Below are 19,872 nucleotides of genomic sequence, written 5' to 3'. Positions count from 1 at the left end.
CGGTGCGGAACCGGTCCGAAGCCATGGAAACGTTCTCCCATCTGCGTAAGCAAACGCTTAGCAATTTCCCGTACCTGGTTGACACGAACGTCAACGTCAAGCATTCTCTGTGTCGGGGATCACAACTTTCACGAAGGGCCATCCATGACACAGACCCACGAGCCCGGTGCCGTCGCGCCGGTGAAGAAGTCGCACGGCAAACTCCTCACGGCCGGGCTGGTGAGCAGTTCGATCGAGTGGTACGACTTCTTCGTCTACGGCACCGCCGCCGCCCTGGTGTTCGACAAGGTCTTCTTCCCGGACCTGTCGCCCCTGATGGGAACGCTCATGGCGTTCGCCACGTTCGCGGTGGGCTTCATCGCCCGGCCGGTGGGCGGCATCCTGGCCGGTCACTTCGGTGACAAGATCGGCCGCAAGCCGATGCTCATCTGGTGTCTGGTCGCGATGGGCACGGCCACCTTCCTCATCGGCTGCCTGCCCACCGCGAGCGCGATCGGCTCGCTCGCGCCGATCCTGCTGGTGTCCCTGCGCTTCATCCAGGGCCTCGCCTGCGGCGGGCAGTGGGGCGGCGTCGTGCTGCTTCTGACCGAGTCCGCGGGACCCAAGAAGCGCGGCTTCGCCGGGACCTTCGGCCAGATGGGCGTGCCGCTCGGCCTGCTGCTCGGCAACCTGATGATGATCCTGATGAACGGCGTGCTCGACGACGCCGCCTTCCTGAGCTGGGGCTGGCGCGTTCCCTTCTGGGCCAGCGCGGTGCTCGTTCCGGTCGTGATGTACATCCACAAGAAGATCGAGGACTCACCGGAATTCCTGGCCCTCCAGCGCGAGGTCGCGGCCAAGAACGCGGGCAAGGAGGCCGTCGCCGCAGCGCCGCTGTCGGAGGCCGTCCGCAAGCACTGGCGGAAGATCGTGCTCGGCGCAGGCCTGCTGGCCGGAACGAACTCCGCGTTCTACGTCTCGATCGCGGGCTTCGTGAGCTACGGCAGCAAGAAGCCCTCCGCGGGCGGCCTGGGCATGAACAGCAACTCCATCCTCGCGTGCGTCCTCGTCACCTCGGTGGTGATGCCGCTCGTGATCATGGCCGCCGGCGCGGTCTCGGACCGTGTCGGCCGCCGGCCGCTGATCCTGATCGGCGCCGTCGTCCTGATGGCCTGGGCGTTCCCGTTCTTCTGGCTCGCTGAGACCACGAACGTCGGGCTCCTCGCGGTCGCGATGTTCGTCTCCAGCTTCGGGCAGGCCCTCACCTACGGTCCGCTCGCCGCGTTCATGGCCGAGCTGTTCGAGCCGCGGATCCGGTACTCGGGCGCCTCGCTGGCCTACCAGCTGGCGGCGGTCGCCGTCTCGGGCGTCGCGCCGCTCATCATGACCGCCATCATCGCCGAGACGCAGTCCACCACGTTCGTTTCAGTCTACCTGGCCGCCATGGGCCTCGTGACCTTCGCGAGCGCCTACTTCCTCAAGGAGACGAACGGCAGGGCGGTGCGCGAGGATCCGGACGCGGTACCGGGGATCCCCGTGGCGGCGTGAGTCGGCGCCGGCGTCCTTGAAGGTGCGAGCGGAGCCGAGCAGACTCGTGAGCGTGACGATCAGCGAATCGCAGGAGCGGGCCCGCGCGAACCGCAAGGACGCCGGCGGCACCCGCCGGGAGCAACTCCTCCGGGCGGCCGCCGAGTGCTTCGACGACCTCGGTTACGCGGCCACCACGGTGGAGCTCATCGCCGCCCGCGCACAGACCTCCAGGCCCACCTTCTACGCCTACTTCCGGTCGAAGGACGAGATCCTTCTCGCGCTCGTCGACCGGGTCGGCACGGAACTGGAGTCCGCGCAGATGCTGGACGGCATCGACACCGAGGAACCGCGCGAGGTCATCGCGGCCACGATGCGCGCCTACGCCGACGCGGTCTTCGCCAACGGGGGCCTCGTCGCACTGTTCGATGCGATGGCGCCGGTCCGGGACGACGTCGCCGAGATCTGGGGACGGACCACCCGCCGCACCCACCGCCGCTACACCGCCTACCTCGAAGCACTCGCCCCGGAGACCGTCGACCTGTGCCTCGAGCCCGCGGCCCTGGTCACCATCCTCAACGACACCATTCACCACGGCGCGAAGCGCGTCGCGCGCGACAGTCCCGCCGCCCGCGAGCGGTTCGTCGCGGATCAGATCCGCGTCGCCGAACGACTGATCGGCTTCTGACGGAGCCGACGCACCGAAGGAGCCCCATGACCGACCGGACCACCGACGTCGCCGCCGCGCTCGACGCCGCCGCGGACGAGATCCGCGCCCTGCGCGACCGGAACTGGCCCGCTCAGGTGCCGCGCAGCGTCGAGTACCCGGCGGGCACCCCCGCGATGGTGGAACACCTGCGGCACTGGGCCCGGCACCGGCCGGACACGGTCGCGATCACCTTCTACGGCCGCGACGTGACCTACGCCGAGTACGACGAGCTCTCCGACCGGTTCGCGGGTGCGCTCGCGGACCGGGGCGTCCGCCCGGGCGACGCGGTCGGCGTCTATCTCGGCAACTGCCCGCAGTTCGCCATCGCCATGCTCGGCATCCTGAAGCTGGGTGCGGTCCACGTGCCGGTCAATCCCCTCCTCAAGGGCCGCGAGCTGCAGCACGAACTGGAGGACGCGGGAGTCGGCGTACTGCTGGCGCAGACGGACCTGCTGGACCTGGTGGAGTCGGTCCGCGCCGAGACGCCGGTCCACACCGTGATCGCCACCGGACTCGGCGATCTCCTCGCCGGGTCGTCGCCGCTCCCGGACGCGTCGCCGCCGTTCGAGACCGCACCGGACCCGCGCAGCGACTGGCACCGCGTGACAGCTGCGGATCGCGCCCCGGCCCGGGATTCGGATCCGGATGCGCTCGCCGCGTTGAACTACACCGGCGGCACGACGGGCCTGCCCAAGGGCTGCGAGCACACCCAACGGCACATGGCCTACACCGCGGCCACGGCTACGCTGGCGGGCGGCGGCACCGTCGGCGAGGCTGACCCGGTCGGCCTGAACTTCCTGCCCGTCTTCTGGATCGCCGGCGAGGACTTCGGCATCCTCAAGCCCCTCATCAACGGCCAGACGATCGTGTTGATGACGCGGTGGGATCCCTCGGTCGCGGCCGCGCTGATCGCGCGCCACAGGGTCACGGACCTGGTCGCGACCGTCGACAACTACGTCGAGCTCATGGACCTGCCGGGCGTCGACGGTGCGGCCTTCCGCAGCGTGGTCAACCCACTCGCGGTCTCCTTCGTGCTCAAGCTCACGCCCGAGCTGCGCGCGCGGTGGCGCGCCCTCACCGGAGGCGTGCTCCGCGAGGCCTCCTACGGCATGACGGAGACGCACACCGCGGACACCTTCACGCTCGGCTTCCAGGACGACGACCGCGACCTCACGGCGGATCCCGTCTTCTGCGGACTTCCGGTGCCCGGCACGGACATCCTCGTCGTCGGTGCCGACGGCGCCCCCGTCCCCGTGGGCGAGACCGGCGAGATCGTGGTCCGCAGCGAATCGATCCTCAGCGGGTACCACCGTCGCCCCGACGCCACGGCCGAGGCGATCCGCCACGGTTGGCTCCACACCGGCGACGTGGGCAAGATCGACGACTGGGGTGCGGTGCACTACCTCGCGCGGACCAAGGAGATGATCAAGGTGAACGGCATGTCCGTCTTCCCGTCCGAGGTGGAGGCGCTGCTCAAGGGCCACCCGGCGATCGGATCCGTCTCGGTCGTCCCGCGTCCCGACGCGCGCCGCGGACAGGTGCCGCTCGCGTTCGTCGTCTCGGCGGGCCCCGTCGACGTCGCCCAACTCACCGCCTGGGCGCGCGAGAACATGGCGGGCTACAAGGTGCCCGACTTCGTCGTGGTCGACGCACTGCCGATGACCGCGACCGGCAAGGTCCGCAAGGGTGAACTGTTCGAGCGGGCCGCCCGTATCGCGGCCGAGGGGGAGTCGAAGTGAAGCTGCTCATCGCCAACCGCGGGGAGATCGCGCTGCGGATCATCCGCACCGCACGGGAACTCGGCGTGGCGACGGTGGCCGTCCATGCCGAGGACGATGGCGACACGCCCCATGTCACCGCCGCGGACGCCGCCGTCGCACTCCCGGGTTCCGGCCCCGCCGCCTACCTGGATCGTGATGCGATCGTGGCGGCGGCGGCGAGGACGGGCGCCGACGCCGTGCACCCTGGCTACGGATTCCTCGCCGAGAACGCGGATTTCGCGGCGGACTGCGCCGCCGCGGGCCTGACCTTCGTGGGACCGGATCCCGGCGTCCTTCGCACCTTCGGCGACAAGGCCGCGGCCCGTGCCGCGGCGGTCGCTGCGGGGGTGCCCGTTCCGGCCGCCACGGACGGCGGGGCCGACCTGGCGACGGTGCGCGCCTTTGCGGAGGGCCGCCCGCACGGTGTGATGATCAAGGCCGTCGCCGGCGGCGGAGGCCGCGGTATGCGAGCGGTGCTGCCCGGTCCCCGGTTCCACGACGACCTCGAGTCCGCGTACCGCGCCTGTGTCTCCGAGGCCGAGCTCGGCTTCGGCGACGGCCGGGTGTTCGCCGAGGAACTGCAGACCGGCGCCCGGCACATCGAGGTCCAGGTGATCGGCGACGGTCTCGCCGCGTTGGCCCTCGGGGACCGCGACTGCAGCGTGCAGCGCCGCAATCAGAAGCTCGTCGAGGTGGCGCCCGCGCCGGCGCTGGACGACGACCTCCGCGCCGCGCTGCACCGCCACGCCGCACGGTTGTGCGCCTCCGCCGGCTACCGCGGGCTCGCGACGGTGGAGTTCCTGGTGCGGGACGGCGAGCCCGCCTTCCTCGAGGTCAATCCCCGGATCCAGGTGGAGCACACCGTGACCGAGGAGGTGACGGGTGTGGACCTCGTCGCCACGCAACTCTCCCTCGCCGAGGGGGCGCGATTGGACGACGTCGGCCTGCCGCCCGCCGTCCGCTGCCGCGACGGCGTCGTCGCCGGCGAGCCCGCCGCCGCCCACGGCACCGCGGTGCAGGCCCGGGTGAATCTCGAGGTCCCGCAACGCGACGGCACCGTCCTTCCGGCCGCCGGCACGCTGACCGGCTACACCCCACCGACCGGGCCCGGAGTCCGCGTCGACGACTACGGCCGACCGGGGCTGACCACCTCCGCCCGGTACGACTCGTTGCTGGCGAAGGTGATCGTGCGCGCGGCCACTCCGGCTCGCGCCTACGCCAAGGCCGACGCGGCACTGGGGGAGTTCGTCATCGACGGCGTCGGGACCAACGTCGAGTTGCTCCGCGCGGTCCTCACCGACTCCGAATTCCGCTCGGGCCCCGTCGACACCGGGTACCTCGCGCGCCGCATCGGCGGCCTCGTACCCGAGCCGGCCGCGGCCGCGTCGCCCGACTCGGATCTGGCAGCGCTGGACGGCGACGTGCTCCGCGCGACGCTGACCGGCACCGTCGTCGCCGTGGCGGAGGCCGGCGCCGAGGCCGAACCCGGCACCGCCCTCGTGGTGCTGGAAGCGATGAAGATGGAACACGAGCAGGTCCTCGCCGTGCCCGTCACCGTCGGCGACGTGCTGGTCGAGCCCGGGCGGACCGTCACCGCGGGGACCCCGCTCGTGACGTACTTCCCCTCCGGTGGGGCGGGGACGGGCGGCGCCGGCGGCGACGCCCTGGATCTCGACCGGCCGCGCGCGGACCTCGACGAGGTGCGCGAGCGGCACCGGGTGACCCTGGACGAGGGCCGGCCGGAGGCCGTCGCGAAGCGGCGGAGGATCGGGCGGCGCACCGCCCGGGAGAACATCGGCGATCTGGTGGACGAGGGCAGCTTCACCGAGTACGGCGCGCTGCTGCTACCCGCGCAGCGGGCGCGACGCTCCGAGGAGGAGCTGATCGCCACCGGTGCCGCGGACGGCCTCATCGGCGGCCTCGCGACTATCGACGGCGCCGAGGCCATGGTGATCTCGTACGACTACACGGTGCTCGCAGGTACTCAGGGCTGGCGCAACCACGCCAAGACGGATCGGCTGATCGATGTCGCCGATCGCCGTGGCGTGCCCATCGTGCTGTTCGCGGAGGGCGGCGGCGGCCGTCCCGGCGATACGGACCTCGACATCGTGGCGGGACTCGACGTCCCCACCTTCCGGTCGCTCGGCGCGCTGCGCGGCAGGGTGCCGCTCATCGCCGTCGTGTCCGGACGGTGCTTCGCGGGCAACGCGGCGCTGGCCGGCATCTGCGACGTCGTGATCGCCACCCCGGACGCCAATCTCGGCATGGGTGGGCCCGCGATGATCTCCGGCGGCGGGCTCGGGGAGTACCCGCCGGAGGCCATCGGCCCCGTCGACGTGCAGCGCCGCAACGGCGTCGTCCACGTCGTCGCCGACGACGAGGCGGACGCCGTCGCCCTGGCGCGCCGGTACCTCGGCTACTTCTCGCCCGCCGCGGGTGCGTGGACCGCGCCCGACCCGCGGGTCGCCCGCCACGTGGTCCCGGAGAATCGGCTGCGCGCCTACGACGTCCGCGCCGCGATCGCCGCGATCGTCGACGAGGACTCGACGCTGGAATTGCGCCGCGACTACGGCGTCGGCGTGATCACCGCTCTGGTGCGGGTCGAGGGAAAGCCCTTCGCGCTCATCGCGAACAGCACCCGCCACCTCGGCGGTGCGATCGACGCGGAGGCCGCGGACAAGCTCGCGGACTTCCTCGAACTGGCGCAGGCGCACGGGCTTCCGGTGATCTCGCTGTGCGACACCCCGGGGTTCATGGTCGGACCGGAGGCGGAGGAACAGGCGACGGTACGGCGGTTCTCACGGCTTTTCGTCGTGGGCGCACGTCTGACCGTGCCCCTCGGGGTGATCGTGCTGCGCAAGGGCTACGGTCTCGGCGCGATGGCGATGACCGGCGGGAGCTTCCACGCCCCGCAGTTCACCGTCGCCTGGCCCACGGGCGAGATCGGCGGCATGGGGCTCGAGGGTGCGGTGCGGCTCGGTTTCAGTAAGGAACTCGCGGCCGCGCCGGACGAGGCGGCCCGAGCGGCGCTCTTCGAGCAGTTGCTGGCCCTCGCCTACCAGCGCGGCCGGGCGCTGCACGCCGCCACCACCTTCGAGCTGGACGACGTGATCGATCCCGCCGTCACCCGGGACTGGATCCGTACCCTCACCCGGTGAGGGGGTGAGGGTACGGGTCCTCCGTGCGGCGCTCGGTGCGCGCCTGCGCTCAGCGCACCCGGCGGAACAGCGCCTCCAGGACGATGACCAGCACCGCGGCGATCACCACGTGCATCAGGGACAGGGCCACCGTGGACGGGCCGTCGAAGTCGGCGGCCAGGGTGCCCGCGATGGTGCCGAGCGACGCTGCGGCGCCGACCACGGCGGCCACGCGCAGGATCGGGGCCCACAGCTTCGAGAGCAGCACGGCCGCGGTCATTCCCACGGCGAGCGGCGCCACCGTCATGAGGACGACGCCGCCCGGGGCGACCGAGGCGCGGGCCCCGGCCTCGTCGGTCATGGTGAAGTCGCCGCCGGCGGCGAGGCCCACGAGCCACAGTGCGAGGTTGATGAGCAGCGAGAGGACGACGGTGCCGAGCACGGCGGTCGTGCGGGTGAGGCGGAACGTCGATGGGGATGCGGTGTCGATGGCGGTCATGATCTCTCCTCGGGTCGTTTCTGGAACAAGTCCATCAAATAACCCGAAGCATTGTTGAGGTCAAGTCCTAGCTCAAACCTGATTGTGCAGCGACGACTGCGGCCTGCACACGGGACTGCACACCGAGCTTCATCAGCACGCGGGACACGTGGGTCTTCACCGTGGCCTCACCGATGTCCAGGCGGCGCGCGATCTGCTGGTTCGACAGGCCCTCGCCGAGCCCGGCGAGGACATCGCGCTCGCGATCGGTGAGGCCGCTCAGGTCCACGGCGGCCGGCTCGGCGGCGGGCCGGGGGATGGCCGCGATCACCGCGCGGGTCACCTTCGGGTCGAGCACGGCGTCGCCCGCCGCCACGGCCAGGACCGCGCGGATCAGCTCGTCGCCGCCCGCGGACTTGAGGAGGAAGCCGCTGGCCCCCGCGCTGAGCGCGCCGAGCACGTACTCGTCGAGGTCGAACGTCGTGAGCACCAGGACCGCGCTGTCGGTCTCGGCGACGACGGACGCCGTCGCGGCCAGCCCGTCGACGCGCGGCATCCGTACGTCCATCACGACGACGTCCGGCTTGAGCGCGCGGGCCTGACGCAGGGCCGCGGCGCCATCGGCCGCCTCGCCGACGACCCGCACCTCGCCCGTGGACTCGAGCAGCAGGCGCAATCCCGCCCGGATCGCCGCGTGGTCGTCCGCCAGGACGACTGTCGCCGTCACCGCGCCACCTCCATCGGGATCCTCGCCCGGACGACCCAGGCGCCGCCGTCCGGGCCGGCGGTCGCCGAACCACCGATGGATTCGGCGCGGAAAGCGATGTTGCGCAGGCCGTCGCCGGAGCCGGTCGGGCCGGGCGGGAGCGCGTTCACGGCGGTCATGGTCAGGTGGTCCTCCGTGATGCCGACGGCGACGTCCAACTCGGCGCCGGGGGCGTGTTTGGTGGCGTTCGTGATGACCTCGCCCAGGATCCGGGTGAGGGCGGCCTCGACCGCGGTGGGCAGCGGACCGTCGGGCAGGTCGAGCCGCACCGCGACCCCGGCGGCCCCCGCGGTCTCGATGAGCGGTTCCAGCGACTCGAGGGTGGTACGGACGGCGGCGTCGTCGGGGGAGGTCAGCAGGTTGATCGTGGCGCGCATCTCCTCGAGTGCGGCGAGGCTGCCGGAGCGGATCGACTGCAGCACAGCCGGGTTCTCGGGCGTGCGCTGCGCGGCGTCGGCGAGGATCGCGACCGCGGACAGGTGGCCGGCGACGGTGTCGTGCAGCTCGCGGGCCAGGCGACGCCGTTCGTCGGCGAGGGCGGTCGCACGGCGGGATTCGCTCTCCTCCCGTTCGAGCTCGGCGAGCCGCCGATACGCCAGCACCGCACGCCCGTACCCGATGGGCGACCAGATGACGGCGATGAGGATCAGGACGGCGTACATCCCCGCCTTCACGCCGCCGAGGACGGTGACGGAGGTGCCGAAGACGAGCGTCATCGCCAGCACCGTCCACGACACGACCTCCCGCAGGCGCTCGGAGCCCGTCGCCACCGCGAGGTAGATCACGTCCGAGAACGCGATCCACAGCACCACCGACGGGCCGAAGCCGAGGTCCCACAGGACCAGGAACAGCATCATCGCGAACGCGACACCCGGCCGGCGGCGGGCCAGGAGCTGGATCGCCAGGGCGCCGCACAGGAGGGCGAGCTTCACCTGCCACGGGTAGAAGTCCTCGGTCTCCTCCCGGACGGACCATCCGCCCGCGCTCCAGAGCACCGCACCCACCAGGCAGATGCCGAAGGCCGGCACGGCCGCGTACTCCGACGACCACCCGCTCGCCACCGACCTCATGCGCCCATTGCAGCACATCGCGGCGACCGGCGGGTCCGCCGAACGACGGAGGGGAGGGGCCCCGGGGGACGGATGACGGCGTGGCTGCGTGCAGGCAGAGTGCGGGGCATGGGAGAGCTGAACAGTCCGGTGTTGTGGACGATCGCCGCATGCGAGGTCGGATTCTGGGTCCTCGTACTCGGTGGCCTTGCGATGCGGTACATCCTGCGGTGGCGGCGTGCCGGGATGGTCGCACTCGCGCTCGTGCCCCTGCTCGACGTGGTGCTCATCGTGGCGGTCGGGATCGACCTCTACCGCGGCGGTGAGGTCGGCTTCGCGCACCGGCTCGCGGGCATCTACCTGGGGTGCACCGTGATGTTCGGTCACCGCATGATCGCGTGGGCGGACGAGCGGTTCGCACACCGCTTCGCGGGTGGACCCGCACCGCGCAAGGTGCCGAAGCTCGGGCCCGAGCGGACTCGCAAGGAGTGGTCGGACTTCTACCGCTGGCTCGGGGCCGTCGCGATCGCCGGTGCCGTGTCGCTCGGCCTGGGATACACCGTCGCCGATGACACGCAGCGGGAGGCGCTCATGGGCGTCTTCGGCAGTCTCGGCGTGATCACGGTCATCTGGCTGGTCACCGGTCCGCTGTGGGTAGCGGGACGGGGAGGGAGCGCGAGCGATTAGGTCGCTGTCGGTCCGCTCCGCCGCGCGGGCCAGAACGCCACCCGCTGGAGGACGATCGCTTCGAGCTGATCCGCGCCGTATTCCCAGGTTTCGTCGCAGGCGTCGCACGAACAGACCGGATAGTGGACCGTCACGTCGGGCGCGACTCGTACGCCGGCGGACGGGAAGTCGGTCAGGAGGAAGTCGAGCGCGTCCTCGGGCGCAGAGCGCGACGCGACCCGGGTCTGCCGGACTGTGGCGTTGACGTAGTCGGACTCCGGCCCCAGGTCTGTGAGGACGACGTCGTGGGTCGCAACGATGTGGTCGATGAGGGCGTTCGCAACGATGTGGAGGGGCGCGAACCGTTCGGGGTGATGCTCCCGTGAATAGCTGTCGTCGGGCGGATCCTCGTCGAACGACCAGCGATCGCCGTAGGGGATCGGAGTTCCCTCGTCATCGACGAACGTCGGAATCTCGATCGACGGTCGGGAGTACACACCGCGACGATACTCGGACAGCGAAACGTCGAACGCCCGACGGCGTACCGTCGGGCGTTCGGGAACGGGAGCTAGTCCAGGTAGTCGCGCAGCACCTGCGAGCGCGACGGGTGGCGCAGCTTGCTCATCGTCTTCGACTCGATCTGCCGGATGCGCTCACGCGTCACGCCGTAGACCTGACCGATCTCGTCTAAAGTGCGCGGCTGGCCGTCGGTGAGCCCGAAGCGCAGGCGGACCACGCCGGCCTCGCGCTCGGACAGCGTGTCCAGCACCGACTGGAGCTGATCCTGCAGCAGGGTGAAGGACACGGCGTCGACCGCGACAACGGCCTCCGAATCCTCGATGAAGTCGCCGAGCTGGCTGTCGCCCTCGTCGCCGATGGTCTGGTCGAGCGAGATCGGCTCCCGCGCGTACTGCTGGATCTCCAGCACCTTCTCCGGCGTGATGTCCATCTCCTTGGCCAGCTCCTCCGGGGTGGGCTCGCGGCCCAGATCCTGGAGCAGCTCGCGCTGGATGCGGCCGAGCTTGTTGATGACCTCCACCATGTGCACCGGGATGCGGATGGTGCGGGCCTGGTCGGCCATGGCGCGGGTGATCGCCTGCCGGATCCACCAGGTGGCGTACGTCGAGAACTTGTAGCCCTTGGTGTAGTCGAACTTCTCGACCGCGCGGATCAGGCCGAGGTTGCCCTCCTGGATCAGGTCCAGGAACGCCATGCCGCGACCGGTGTAGCGCTTGGCCAGCGAGACCACGAGACGCAGGTTCGCCTCGAGCAGGTGATTCTTCGCGCGGTTGCCGTCGCGGGCGATCCAGTTCATGTCGCGGCGGATGCCGATGGCCGGCTTCTCGCCGCGCTCGAGCCACCGGTTGATCTGCTGCTCGGCGAACAGGCCGGCCTCGATCCGCTTGGCGAGTTCGACCTCCTCCTCGGCGTTGAGGAGCGCGACCTTGCCGATCTGCTTGAGGTAGGCGCGCACCGAGTCCGCGGACGCCGTGAGCTCGGCGTCCTTGCGGGCCTGCCGGAGCGCCTCGGACTCCTCCTCGTCCCACACGAAGTCACCGGAGGCCTTGTCGGCCTCGGACGGCTCCTCGTCCTCCGCGTCCGCCGGGGCGGGCTTGGTGACGGCGCTCTTGCCCTTCGTCTCCACGGCGTCGTCGGCGGCGTCGTCATCGGCATCGATCGCGACGTCCTCGTCCGAGAGCTCGGTGGGGTCGGGATCGCCGTCGAGCTCGGGATCGACCTCGTCCTCGGCGCCGCTCTCGGCGCCTGCGGCCGAGGTGTCCTTCTTGCCCGCGGCTTTCTTCGCCGTGCGCTTGGCCGGGCCGGCCGCCTTCTTCGCCGCCGCCTTCTTGGCGGGTGCCTTCTTCGCCGCCGCCTTCTTGGCCGGGGCCTTCTTGGCCGCAGCCTTCTTCGCGGGAGCCTTCTTGGCGGTGGTCTTCTTGGCGGGGGTCGCCGCCGAGGTGGCCGAACCGTCCACGCCGTCTTCCGACGGTGCGCTGGAGCTGGTCTGCGTCGCTGCCACGTACGCCCTTTCCTACTGTGCCTGCGTGCGCCGGAACCACATCCCGGGCGCGCCAACAGCACCGGTCCCGAGCCGGGTGCGGCATCGGTGGTGGCTGAGGCGTCCGGAGGCGAGGGGATCCGGCGTCTGTTCCGGCGTTTCGACGCCGGGACCCCATTGTAACGATTGGGTCGCTCCGCCCGCATTCACCTGCGGTCAAAGCGCCCGAACCGGACGGATCAGTCGCGTTGCGATGCCATCGCCGCGCCGACGATGCCCGCGGTGTTCAGCAACTTCGCGGGAATCACCTTCGTCGTGACCTCCAACAGCGGCACCCACTTGTCGGCCTTGCGGCTGATCCCGCCGCCCACGATGATCAGGTCCGGCCACAGCAGCTTCTCGTACTCCCGGAAGACGCGGCTGACCTGTCCCGCCCACTTCTCGTAACTCCACCCGCGGCGGTCCTTCACCGAACTCGCGGCGCGGTGCTCGGCCTCCTTGCCCTCCACCTCGATGTGACCGAACTCGGTGTTGGGCACCAGGGTCCCGCGGTGGATCAGTGCCGAGCCGATGCCGGTGCCGAGGGTGAGCAGCAGGATCACCCCGTCGAAGTCGCGGCCGGCCCCGTACCGGTCCTCGGCCAGCCCCGCGGCGTCCGCGTCGTTGAGCACCGTGACGGGCAGGTTCAGCGCCGAGGTGAACAGCTCGTCGGCGTCGGTGCCGATCCATCCCGCATCGATGTTCGCGGCGCTGCGCACCGTGCCGTTCGTCACCACCGCCGGCACCGTGACACCGACCGGACCCGTCCAGTCGAAGTGGCCGATCACCTCACGGACCGCGTCGGCACACGCCGCGGGCGTCGACGGCTGGGGCGTCGGTACCTTGAACCGCTCACCGACCAGTTCACCCGTGTCCATGTCGACGACGCCGCCCTTGATGCCACTGCCGCCGATGTCGACACCGAACCCCAGATTCTCCGCCATGTACTCGCTCCGCATTCCTCGATGTGTGTCGCACGTCTCGTCCTCGGCCCGGGTGCCCCCGGCGCTGACAAACTACCGCGGATTGTGGTTCTGTGGAGGGCGTGCAACTTAACCGGTGGGAGTTGTCCGAGATCGCCGTCGCCGTCGTCACGGAAGCCGCGCAGCGCGTCGCGGACCGCCGGGCGGAGGTCTTCGGCGCCAACGCATTCGACGGCGAGCAGGGGACGCGCCCGGAGGGCGTGACCACCAAATCGACGCCGACCGATCCGGTCACCGTCGTCGACACCGAGACGGAGCGATTCGTGCGGGAGCGCCTCGCGCAGGTGCGTCCCGGCGACACCGTCCTCGGCGAGGAGTTCGGCGGTGACGCGGGGGAGGCGGGCACCGTTCGATGGATCGTCGACCCCATCGACGGGACGGTCAACTTCCTGTACGGCGTGCCCGCGTACGCGGTGTCCCTCGGCGCCCAGGTCGACGGGGTGTCCGTCGCGGGGGCCGTCGCGGACGTCGTCCACGGCACGGTCTACGCCGCGGCCCGCGGCGGCGGAGCGCGCGAGATCGCCCCGGACGGCACGGTCCGCGAGTTGCGCGCCAACCCGATCACCGATCCCGCGCTGGCCCTCGTCGCGACCGGTTTCGGATACGCCCGCGAGCGCCGGGAGAAGCAGGGGCGCGTGCTCGCGGAACTCCTGCCCGCGGTGCGCGACGTCCGGCGGATCGGCTCCGCGGCTCTCGACCTGTGCATGGTGGCCGCGGGACGCGCCGACGCGCACTACGAGCACGGCCTGAGCCCGTGGGACTGGGCGGCCGGGGCGCTCATCGCGGAGGAGGCCGGGGCCGTCGTCATCGTGCCGCCCGCGAATTCGACCAGCGCGGACGGCGCCCTGACGCTCGCGGCGGCACCGGGGATCGCCGACGAACTGATCGCCCTGCTCCGCGGGGCAGGTGGACTCGAAGCCCTCTGACCGGCGCCGCGATCAGCGGTTGCAGGACTGGCTGTGCACGGCCGACACGAGTGCGGGGTTCGCGCCGCCGTCCGCCGCTCCGGCGGGTGCCGCGCGCAGGATGCGGAGGATCTCCTGGGCGTCGGTGCTGGGTTCGAGGTCCGTGAAGAAGGTGCCCAGCACCAGGTCGACCGAGTTGTCGCGCCGACCGTCGTTGATGAGCTCGGCGCACGGCGCGATGATCCACGCCGCCGCCGCCGCGGCCCGGCCGGAGTCGCCGAACCGCAGCTGCGCCTGGCACGCCATCTCGGGGTACACGGGATCGTTCCCGTAGGCGCCGGTGGTGGGGGCGCCGAAACCGTAGTCGGCCAGCTTGTTCAAGGTGGTCTCGGCGCGGCCGGCCTGGCCCGAGGCGTTGAGCACGCGGACCGTCGACGCGGCGAGCGGCGCGGGCCGGACCGAGACGAGGTCGTCGGGGGAGACGACCTCGAACTGGCCCGCGGCGGGCGCGGGTGCCGGCGCGGTCGCCCCGGCTCGCGCCGCGGCGCCCTGCGTCGGCGTCGCCGACACCGAGGCCGACGGCGCGGGCGGGGGCGGGCAGGACACGGGAGCGGCCGTCTCCTCCTGGGAGGACATGGCTCGAGCCCAGGTCGCGATGGCGACCACGGCGAGGACGGCGATCACGATGAGGATCGGCAGCGTGTTGCGACGCCGGAACGGTTCACCGTTCCGGTCGAATCGCCGGCCCGCGCCGGTGAGCTGGGAAACCACGGCCCCGACTGTACGGGAGCGCGCCCGTCCGGCAGGGGAGGCGGCGCGGAGCGGTCCCGGGAATCCTTCGCGCCGGAGCGGGAATCATCCGGGACCTTCCTGCGTTGGAGGGGCAACGAGCGGTGGAATCGGCAACCGTCACGGAAAGTCCGTGACATCCGATTTCGAGTGCGCTACACTCTGGCCGCTCGCGCGGGACACAACGCGCCCGGCGGCCTCGGAAACCCCGAGGCCGGGGGCACGAGCAAGGATGGGGATGACACGGCATGGCAACTGATTACGACGCTCCACGACGTTCCGAGGCGGACGAGATCTCGGAGGATTCGCTCGAGGAGCTGAAGGCCCGTCGCAACGAGGGCCAGTCCGGCACGGTGGACGTCGACGAGGGCGAGACCGCCGAGTCGTTCGAGCTCCCCGGCGCCGACCTGTCGGGCGAGGAGCTGAGCGTCCGCGTGGTGCCGAAGCAGGCTGACGAGTTCACCTGTACCAGCTGCTTCCTGGTGTACCACCGCAGCCGGCTCGCCGATCCGGACGGCAACGAGCTGATCTGCATCGACTGCGCCTGACGGCGACCTTCTCCGCGGCGACCCGCTCGCTATCCGAGCGTGGTCGCGGCGGGGATCAACGCGAGCATCTTCTCCGGGTGCCGCGTGGAGACCATCCAGTACGGAGTCGGATCCTCGGGATCGTCGAGGACCACCACGATCATCTGCTTGATCCAGCCCTTGTGATAGACGAACGCCGCGGGATCGAGCTGGCGGCCCAGCGCCGCGCTCTTCGCCTGAGGCGGCACCGCGGCGGCACGGGAGATCAGTTCCAGTGGCAGGTGGGCGTTGCCCGCCCACAGTTCACCGTCGCGCACCGCGACGCTGCCCCGGCCCATCGACCACAGCAGGACCGCGATCACCGCGACGATCAGAACGAACGCGCCGATCATCCAATCGCCCCAGTTCGCGGCGAGCGTCACCTCGAAGCACAGCAGACCCGCCACGACGGCACCCGCGAGCCACCAGTACCAGGGCACCGTGAGTCTCTCGAAGTATCCACTCCCGGGCTGCGAGGTCTTCACTGTTCGATCGTCCGACACGGCTTCAGCGTAGTCTGCATCCCATGGTGAGCCAGATACCCCTACTGCGGCTCGACGAGGGCCTCCCACTCCCCAAGCGCGCACATCCCGGCGACGCGGGCGTGGACCTGTACTCGACGATCGACGTGCGGATCGAACCCGGTGCCCGCACGCTCGTCGCGACCGGCGTGGCGATCGCACTGCCGCACGGCACCGTCGGCCTGATCCACCCGCGTTCCGGACTCGCCGCGAAGCACGGTCTCACCGTGGTCAATACGCCGGGCACCATCGATGCCGGCTACCGCGGGGAGATCAAGGTGTGCCTGCTCAACACCGACCGCGAGACGGCCGTCGACATCAAACGCGGCGACCGGATCGCGCAGCTGCTCGTGCAGCGCGTGGAGCTGCCCGACTTCAAGGAGGTCTCGTTCCTCGACGAGACCGTGCGCGGCACCGGCGGCTACGGCTCGTCGGGCGGGCACGCGAGCCTCGAGTCCTCCCACTGACCTCCCGAACACCCACGAAGAACCAAGGAGCACCGTTCATGGCCCTCGGCCGCCGCAAGTCCAAGCAGCGCAGTTCAGCGAGCGTCGACCCGTACGCCACGGTCGGGCAGCCCGAGCACCACACGGTGCCGGCGCCCGCGGACGAGGACGAGGTGCAGGAGCTCGGTACCGGCGCCGGCCCGTACGACCTCAACTCCCTGGAGAGCACCGACGGCCTCGATGAGGGCCGACTCGACCTGGGGTCGCTCATCCTGGCGATGCCGGCGGAGTCGCAGCTGCAGGTCGAGATGAGCCCCGAGGGCATGCCCGTCGGGGTGCACCTCGACACCCCGGTCGGTCGCATCACGCCCGGCGTGTTCGCGGCACCGAAGTCGGGCGGACAGTGGCGCGAGGTCGTCACCGAGCTGGCCGACTCCCTGCGCGAGAACGGCGCTCAGGTCGCGATCGAGGACGGCCACTGGGGCCGCGAGGTCGTCGGCACCCAGCCCGACGGCGTCCTGCGGTTCATCGGTGTCGACGGCCCGCGCTGGATGGTCCGGATCGTCGTGGCCTCCCCGCAGGAGACCGCGGACCAGGCGGCGCAACTCGCCCGCGCGATGCTCGCGGAGACGGTCGTCCGGCGCGGCACCGACCCGCGGCCCGCGCGCGACCACCTCGAGATCGAGCTTCCCACCGAACTCGTGCAGCAGCTGCAGCAGGCGATGGCGGCGCAGCAGGCGCAGCAGGAACAGGCCGCGGCCGCGATCGCGGCGCAGGTCGCGCAGCGCGCGGCCGCCGAGGGGCCCGCCGCCCTGCGGCAGAGCAACCAGGACCGGCTGACCCAGGGATCCGCGCTGACGCGGCTCAACAACCAGCAGTAAGGCCGTCGAGCCCCGCCCGGCCGAGGACCGCCGGGTCGGGGCCGAGGTCGGCCAGGTCGACCACGACGATGCCTGCGCCCGGGATCGCCGCCGCCCAGGCGCGCGCGGTCGCGACGGGGTGGATGAGGTCGCCCTCCGCGCCGACGACGACGGTGCGCGCCGCCAAGCCGTGCAGTTCCTCCTCGGTGGGAGCCTCGTAGCGCGCCGCTTCCCGCAGTGCGGGCGCCAGGAAGTCGCCGTGTGCGGCCCAGGACCGGCTGAGTTCCCGTGCCAGCCACGGCGGGCTGCCCGCCCGCATTCGGGCGATCGCCGCAGCCGCACCCAGCTCGTCGACGGTGGCCGCGGTCACCCGTGCCGACACCGCCGCGGGGACGTCCGCGCCCGCGGGACCGCACCAGGGCGGCAGGGTGAGCACCAGAGTCACGTCGGCGTCCGGGTTCTCCAGGGCCCAGTTCGCCGCCACCGCCGACCCGAGGGAGACCCCGCACACCAGGAGTGGGCCGCCCGCCGCGGCGGCGTCGAGCGCAGCGCGGTAGCGGGTCACCACGGAGGGCGGGCCCGCGTCGACGCCCACCGTGCGCTCGCAGAGCGCGGTGAGCGGGGCGAACGCGCGGAGCACGAAGTCGGCGTCCGAGCCCGAGCCCGGCAGCAGGACGGCGGTGGTGTGCGCGGGGAACTGCATGCGCCGAGCATGCCAGGGCCCGCGTGCGGTGCGGCGGCGGCTCCGTACGCCGGATCGGGGACCCGCCGGGCCACGTACTGTGTTCGTGTGACGGATGGTGCTGAGCAGGAGCCGGCGACGGCTGAGCAGGAGGCCCCCGAGCCCTCGATCAAGGACCAGGTGCTCGAGCAGATGGGCGGCTGGCAGGGCATGGTGTACTCGACCCTGCCCGTTGTCGTCTTCGTCCCCGTCAACGCGCTCTGGGGCCTCGGGTGGGCCTCGGCGGCAGCGCTCGGCGCCGCACTGCTCGTCCTGGTGCTCCGCCTCGCCACGCGCACCAGCGTGCAGCCCGCCGTGTCGGGTTTCTTCGGCGTGGCCGCCTGTGTGCTGATCGCGCTGATGCTGGGCGGCCGCTGGTACTTCCTGTACGGCATCGTCAGCCAGGCGGTCTTCGCGCTCGCCTTCGCGGTATCGATCGTGATCGGGAAGCCGCTCGTGGGGGTGTTGTGGCACTTCTTCCGCGACGGCGACGGTACCGAAGGGGACTGGCGTGAGCGCCCCGCGGAGAAGCGGATGTTCACGTGGCTCACAGTCATGTGGACGCTCGTGTTCCTCGTACGGTTCGTGGTCAAGGGCGCACTGTTCCTCAAGGACGACGTGAACTGGCTCGGCGTCGCAACGATCGTCATGGGATGGCCGATGTTCGCGGCGGCGCTGCTCGTGACCTTCCTGGGGGTGCGCCGGGTCTCGGCGACGCGGGCTCCGGCGGAGAACGCGGGCGAGGCGTGAGCGGGCTCGCGGTCGGCGACGACCTCTCGCTGACCTGCGGCGCGCCGGGGCACGGCGGCTTCGTCATCGCCCGGCACGAGGGTCGCGCCGTCTTCGTGCGCGGCGCGCTCCCCGGCGAGACGGTGCGCGCCCGGGTCACCGAGGTGAAGAAGTCCTACGCCCGCGCGAGCATCGTCGAGGTCCTCGAGGCCTCGCCGCACCGGGTCCCGGAGGCCTGCGCCGCGGCCGCCGCCGGCGCGGGCTGCTGCGACCTGACCTTCGCCGACCCCGCCCACCAGTGGGAGATCAAGGCTCAGGTGCTTCGCGAACAGTTGCAGCGCGTGGGTGGTTTCGACGCCGAGTACTTCGGCCCCGGCTGGGACTCGATTGTCTCTCCCCTTGCCGGTGGGCGGTCCGGATGGCGGCACCGCGCCCGCTTGGTCGCCGCCGCTGATGGTCGCCTCGGGCAGCACGCGCACCGCAGCGACGCCGTCGTGGTCGCGCCGTGCGCGCAGCTTCCCGACGACCTGACCGCGCTGGCGCACTCGCTGCGGGCGGAGGCGGGGGGCGAGGTCGCGCTCGTACTCGACGACGCCGGCAACTCTCATGCGGCCGTCCCGGCACGACGGGGCCGGCCCGCTCAGGTACTGGCCGGTGCCGGGCACGCGGAGTACCGGGTGGGCGAGCGCTCGTGGAACATCCCCGTGGGCGGCTTCTGGCAGGCGCATCGCGACGCCGCGACCAGGTACGCGCAGCGCGTTGCCGCGTACGTAGGCCGCTTCGGACCGGGTTCCGGGGTCGCCTGGGACCTGTACGGCGGCGCGGGCGTGTTCGCAGGTGCACTCGTGGACGAGGGGTACGCCGTCGACGTCGTGGAGACCTCGGGCGGCGCGATCGCCGCCGGCAAGCAGGTGTTCGACGGTGCGCCGGTGCGCTTCCACCGCGGCGACGCGGCCGCGCGCTTGAAGGGGCTGCGGACACCGTCGGTCGTAGTGCTGGATCCGCCCCGCGCGGGCGCGGGCAAGGCCGTGATGGCCGCCGTCACGGCGGCGGCGCCGGCGGTCATCGTGCACGTGGGCTGTGATCCGGCGGCGTTCGCACGCGACATCGGGGCGGCGTGCGATCACGGATATCGGATGGTGGAGATGGACGTCTTCGACGCTTTCCCCGGGACGCACCACATGGAGGCGATCGCGGTGCTGGTGCCGGGGGTGCAGGACTGGCGGGGCCGGTAAAGTGGCAA

The 19,872-nt window shown here is 71.5% G+C and carries 20 protein-coding genes; 11 read left to right on the top strand and 9 right to left on the bottom strand.

What is annotated here, in order from left to right; all coding sequences use genetic code 11:
- The first annotated feature begins 144 nt into the window (after positions 1-144).
- The 4 genes from ELY19_RS20950 to ELY19_RS20935 are packed head-to-tail and all read left to right on the top strand — an operon-like array spanning position 145 to position 7,133.
- A complete protein-coding gene (locus ELY19_RS20950) occupies positions 145-1,527 on the top strand; it encodes an MFS transporter (RefSeq protein WP_126198203.1) in 1,383 nt (460 codons plus the stop codon).
- 52 nt (positions 1,528-1,579) lie between these two features.
- Positions 1,580-2,194 carry a TetR/AcrR family transcriptional regulator gene (locus ELY19_RS20945; RefSeq protein ID WP_227967001.1) on the top strand — a complete coding sequence of 205 codons (615 nt, stop codon included), beginning with the start codon at positions 1,580-1,582 and terminating at the stop codon, positions 2,192-2,194.
- Between the two features lie 26 nt (positions 2,195-2,220).
- Entirely contained in the window at positions 2,221-3,954 is a 1,734-nt protein-coding gene (locus ELY19_RS20940; protein WP_126198201.1) for an AMP-binding protein, read from the top strand.
- Positions 3,951-7,133, top strand: a complete 3,183-nt coding sequence (locus ELY19_RS20935) for an acetyl-CoA carboxylase family protein (protein WP_126198200.1) — start codon at positions 3,951-3,953, stop codon at positions 7,131-7,133. The genes ELY19_RS20940 and ELY19_RS20935 overlap by 4 nt, the downstream gene beginning before the upstream one ends.
- 49 nt (positions 7,134-7,182) lie before the next feature.
- Here the strand turns inward: ELY19_RS20935 and ELY19_RS20930 are convergent, their stop codons facing one another.
- The 3 genes from ELY19_RS20930 to ELY19_RS20920 all read right to left on the bottom strand — a co-directional run bounded on the left by ELY19_RS20930 (position 7,183) and on the right by ELY19_RS20920 (position 9,426).
- Entirely contained in the window at positions 7,183-7,611 is a 429-nt protein-coding gene (locus ELY19_RS20930) for a DUF6069 family protein (protein WP_126198199.1), read from the bottom strand.
- Positions 7,612-7,678: 67 nt separating this feature from the next.
- Positions 7,679-8,317 (bottom strand): response regulator, encoded by a 639-nt coding sequence (locus tag ELY19_RS20925; RefSeq protein WP_126198198.1) that lies wholly within the window; start codon positions 8,315-8,317, stop codon positions 7,679-7,681.
- Positions 8,314-9,426 (bottom strand): sensor histidine kinase, encoded by a 1,113-nt coding sequence (locus ELY19_RS20920; protein ID WP_126198197.1) that lies wholly within the window; start codon positions 9,424-9,426, stop codon positions 8,314-8,316. The genes ELY19_RS20925 and ELY19_RS20920 overlap by 4 nt, the downstream gene beginning before the upstream one ends.
- Positions 9,427-9,534: 108 nt before the next feature.
- On the opposite strand from ELY19_RS20920, the gene ELY19_RS20915 reads away from it, so the two are divergent.
- Positions 9,535-10,092 (top strand): hypothetical protein, encoded by a 558-nt coding sequence (locus ELY19_RS20915; RefSeq protein WP_126198196.1) that lies wholly within the window; start codon positions 9,535-9,537, stop codon positions 10,090-10,092.
- Here ELY19_RS20915 and ELY19_RS20910 read toward each other — a convergent pair.
- From ELY19_RS20910 to ppgK, 3 genes are all read right to left on the bottom strand, one after another.
- On the bottom strand, positions 10,089-10,568 hold the full coding sequence (locus ELY19_RS20910) for a DUF6226 family protein (RefSeq protein ID WP_126198195.1): 480 nt from the start codon (positions 10,566-10,568) through the stop codon (positions 10,089-10,091). The genes ELY19_RS20915 and ELY19_RS20910 overlap by 4 nt on opposite strands.
- Positions 10,569-10,639: 71 nt before the next feature.
- Positions 10,640-12,091 (bottom strand): RNA polymerase sigma factor, encoded by a 1,452-nt coding sequence (locus ELY19_RS20905; protein WP_126198194.1) that lies wholly within the window; start codon positions 12,089-12,091, stop codon positions 10,640-10,642.
- A gap of 218 nt (positions 12,092-12,309) precedes the next feature.
- Positions 12,310-13,053 (bottom strand): polyphosphate--glucose phosphotransferase, encoded by a 744-nt coding sequence (gene ppgK / locus ELY19_RS20900; RefSeq protein ID WP_126198193.1) that lies wholly within the window; start codon positions 13,051-13,053, stop codon positions 12,310-12,312.
- Between the two features lie 101 nt (positions 13,054-13,154).
- Between ppgK and ELY19_RS20895 the strand changes: the two genes are divergently transcribed.
- Positions 13,155-14,018 carry an inositol monophosphatase family protein gene (locus tag ELY19_RS20895; protein ID WP_416222717.1) on the top strand — a complete coding sequence of 288 codons (864 nt, stop codon included), beginning with the start codon at positions 13,155-13,157 and terminating at the stop codon, positions 14,016-14,018.
- A 12-nt stretch (positions 14,019-14,030) separates the two neighbouring features.
- Here the strand turns inward: ELY19_RS20895 and cei are convergent, their stop codons facing one another.
- Complete coding sequence (cei, locus tag ELY19_RS20890; RefSeq protein ID WP_164711670.1) at positions 14,031-14,768, bottom strand: envelope integrity protein Cei; 738 nt, start codon at positions 14,766-14,768, stop codon at positions 14,031-14,033.
- 266 nt (positions 14,769-15,034) lie between these two features.
- Here cei and ELY19_RS20885 point away from each other — a divergent pair, with 266 nt between their 5' ends.
- Entirely contained in the window at positions 15,035-15,334 is a 300-nt protein-coding gene (locus ELY19_RS20885) for a DUF4193 domain-containing protein (protein WP_068535141.1), read from the top strand.
- 29 nt (positions 15,335-15,363) lie between these two features.
- On the opposite strand, the gene ELY19_RS20880 is transcribed toward ELY19_RS20885, so the two are convergent.
- Positions 15,364-15,855, bottom strand: coding sequence for a DUF3093 domain-containing protein (locus ELY19_RS20880; protein ID WP_227967000.1), 492 nt, complete (start codon positions 15,853-15,855; stop codon positions 15,364-15,366).
- Positions 15,856-15,878: 23 nt separating this feature from the next.
- Here ELY19_RS20880 and dut point away from each other — a divergent pair, with 23 nt between their 5' ends.
- Positions 15,879-16,340 carry a dUTP diphosphatase gene (dut, locus tag ELY19_RS20875; protein WP_126198191.1) on the top strand — a complete coding sequence of 154 codons (462 nt, stop codon included), beginning with the start codon at positions 15,879-15,881 and terminating at the stop codon, positions 16,338-16,340.
- Between the two features lie 38 nt (positions 16,341-16,378).
- Entirely contained in the window at positions 16,379-17,200 is an 822-nt protein-coding gene (locus ELY19_RS20870) for a DUF3710 domain-containing protein (protein WP_126198190.1), read from the top strand.
- Here ELY19_RS20870 and ELY19_RS23575 read toward each other — a convergent pair.
- Positions 17,184-17,882 (bottom strand): alpha/beta hydrolase, encoded by a 699-nt coding sequence (locus ELY19_RS23575; protein ID WP_164711669.1) that lies wholly within the window; start codon positions 17,880-17,882, stop codon positions 17,184-17,186. The genes ELY19_RS20870 and ELY19_RS23575 overlap by 17 nt on opposite strands.
- A gap of 87 nt (positions 17,883-17,969) precedes the next feature.
- Between ELY19_RS23575 and ELY19_RS20860 the strand changes: the two genes are divergently transcribed.
- Together ELY19_RS20860 and ELY19_RS20855 are read left to right on the top strand one after the other, a co-directional pair.
- The gene (locus tag ELY19_RS20860) at positions 17,970-18,650 is read left to right on the top strand and encodes a DUF3159 domain-containing protein (protein WP_164711668.1); all 681 of its coding nucleotides are present in this window, start codon (positions 17,970-17,972) and stop codon (positions 18,648-18,650) included.
- Positions 18,647-19,864 carry a class I SAM-dependent RNA methyltransferase gene (locus ELY19_RS20855; protein WP_227966999.1) on the top strand — a complete coding sequence of 406 codons (1,218 nt, stop codon included), beginning with the start codon at positions 18,647-18,649 and terminating at the stop codon, positions 19,862-19,864. Before ELY19_RS20860 ends, ELY19_RS20855 begins: the two co-directional genes overlap by 4 nt.
- Positions 19,865-19,872: the final 8 nt, after the last annotated feature.

The sequence above is a fragment of the Tsukamurella paurometabola genome (assembly GCF_900631615.1).
GTDB lineage: Bacteria > Actinomycetota > Actinomycetes > Mycobacteriales > Mycobacteriaceae > Tsukamurella > Tsukamurella paurometabola_A.
Note: the sequence above shows the minus strand (reverse complement) of the source record. Positions and strands in the feature narration are given on the sequence as shown.

Coding starts and splice junctions, on each gene's coding strand:
- ELY19_RS20950 (WP_126198203.1), top strand. CDS start 145: ATGACACAGACCCACGAGCCCGGTGCCGTCGCGCCGGTGAAGAAGTCG.
- ELY19_RS20940 (WP_126198201.1), top strand. CDS start 2,221: ATGACCGACCGGACCACCGACGTCGCCGCCGCGCTCGACGCCGCCGCG.
- ELY19_RS20930 (WP_126198199.1), bottom strand. CDS start 7,611: ATGACCGCCATCGACACCGCATCCCCATCGACGTTCCGCCTCACCCGC.
- ELY19_RS20920 (WP_126198197.1), bottom strand. CDS start 9,426: ATGAGGTCGGTGGCGAGCGGGTGGTCGTCGGAGTACGCGGCCGTGCCG.
- ELY19_RS20915 (WP_126198196.1), top strand. CDS start 9,535: ATGGGAGAGCTGAACAGTCCGGTGTTGTGGACGATCGCCGCATGCGAG.
- ppgK (WP_126198193.1), bottom strand. CDS start 13,053: ATGGCGGAGAATCTGGGGTTCGGTGTCGACATCGGCGGCAGTGGCATC.
- ELY19_RS20885 (WP_068535141.1), top strand. CDS start 15,035: ATGGCAACTGATTACGACGCTCCACGACGTTCCGAGGCGGACGAGATC.
- dut (WP_126198191.1), top strand. CDS start 15,879: ATGGTGAGCCAGATACCCCTACTGCGGCTCGACGAGGGCCTCCCACTC.
- ELY19_RS20870 (WP_126198190.1), top strand. CDS start 16,379: ATGGCCCTCGGCCGCCGCAAGTCCAAGCAGCGCAGTTCAGCGAGCGTC.
- ELY19_RS23575 (WP_164711669.1), bottom strand. CDS start 17,882: ATGCAGTTCCCCGCGCACACCACCGCCGTCCTGCTGCCGGGCTCGGGC.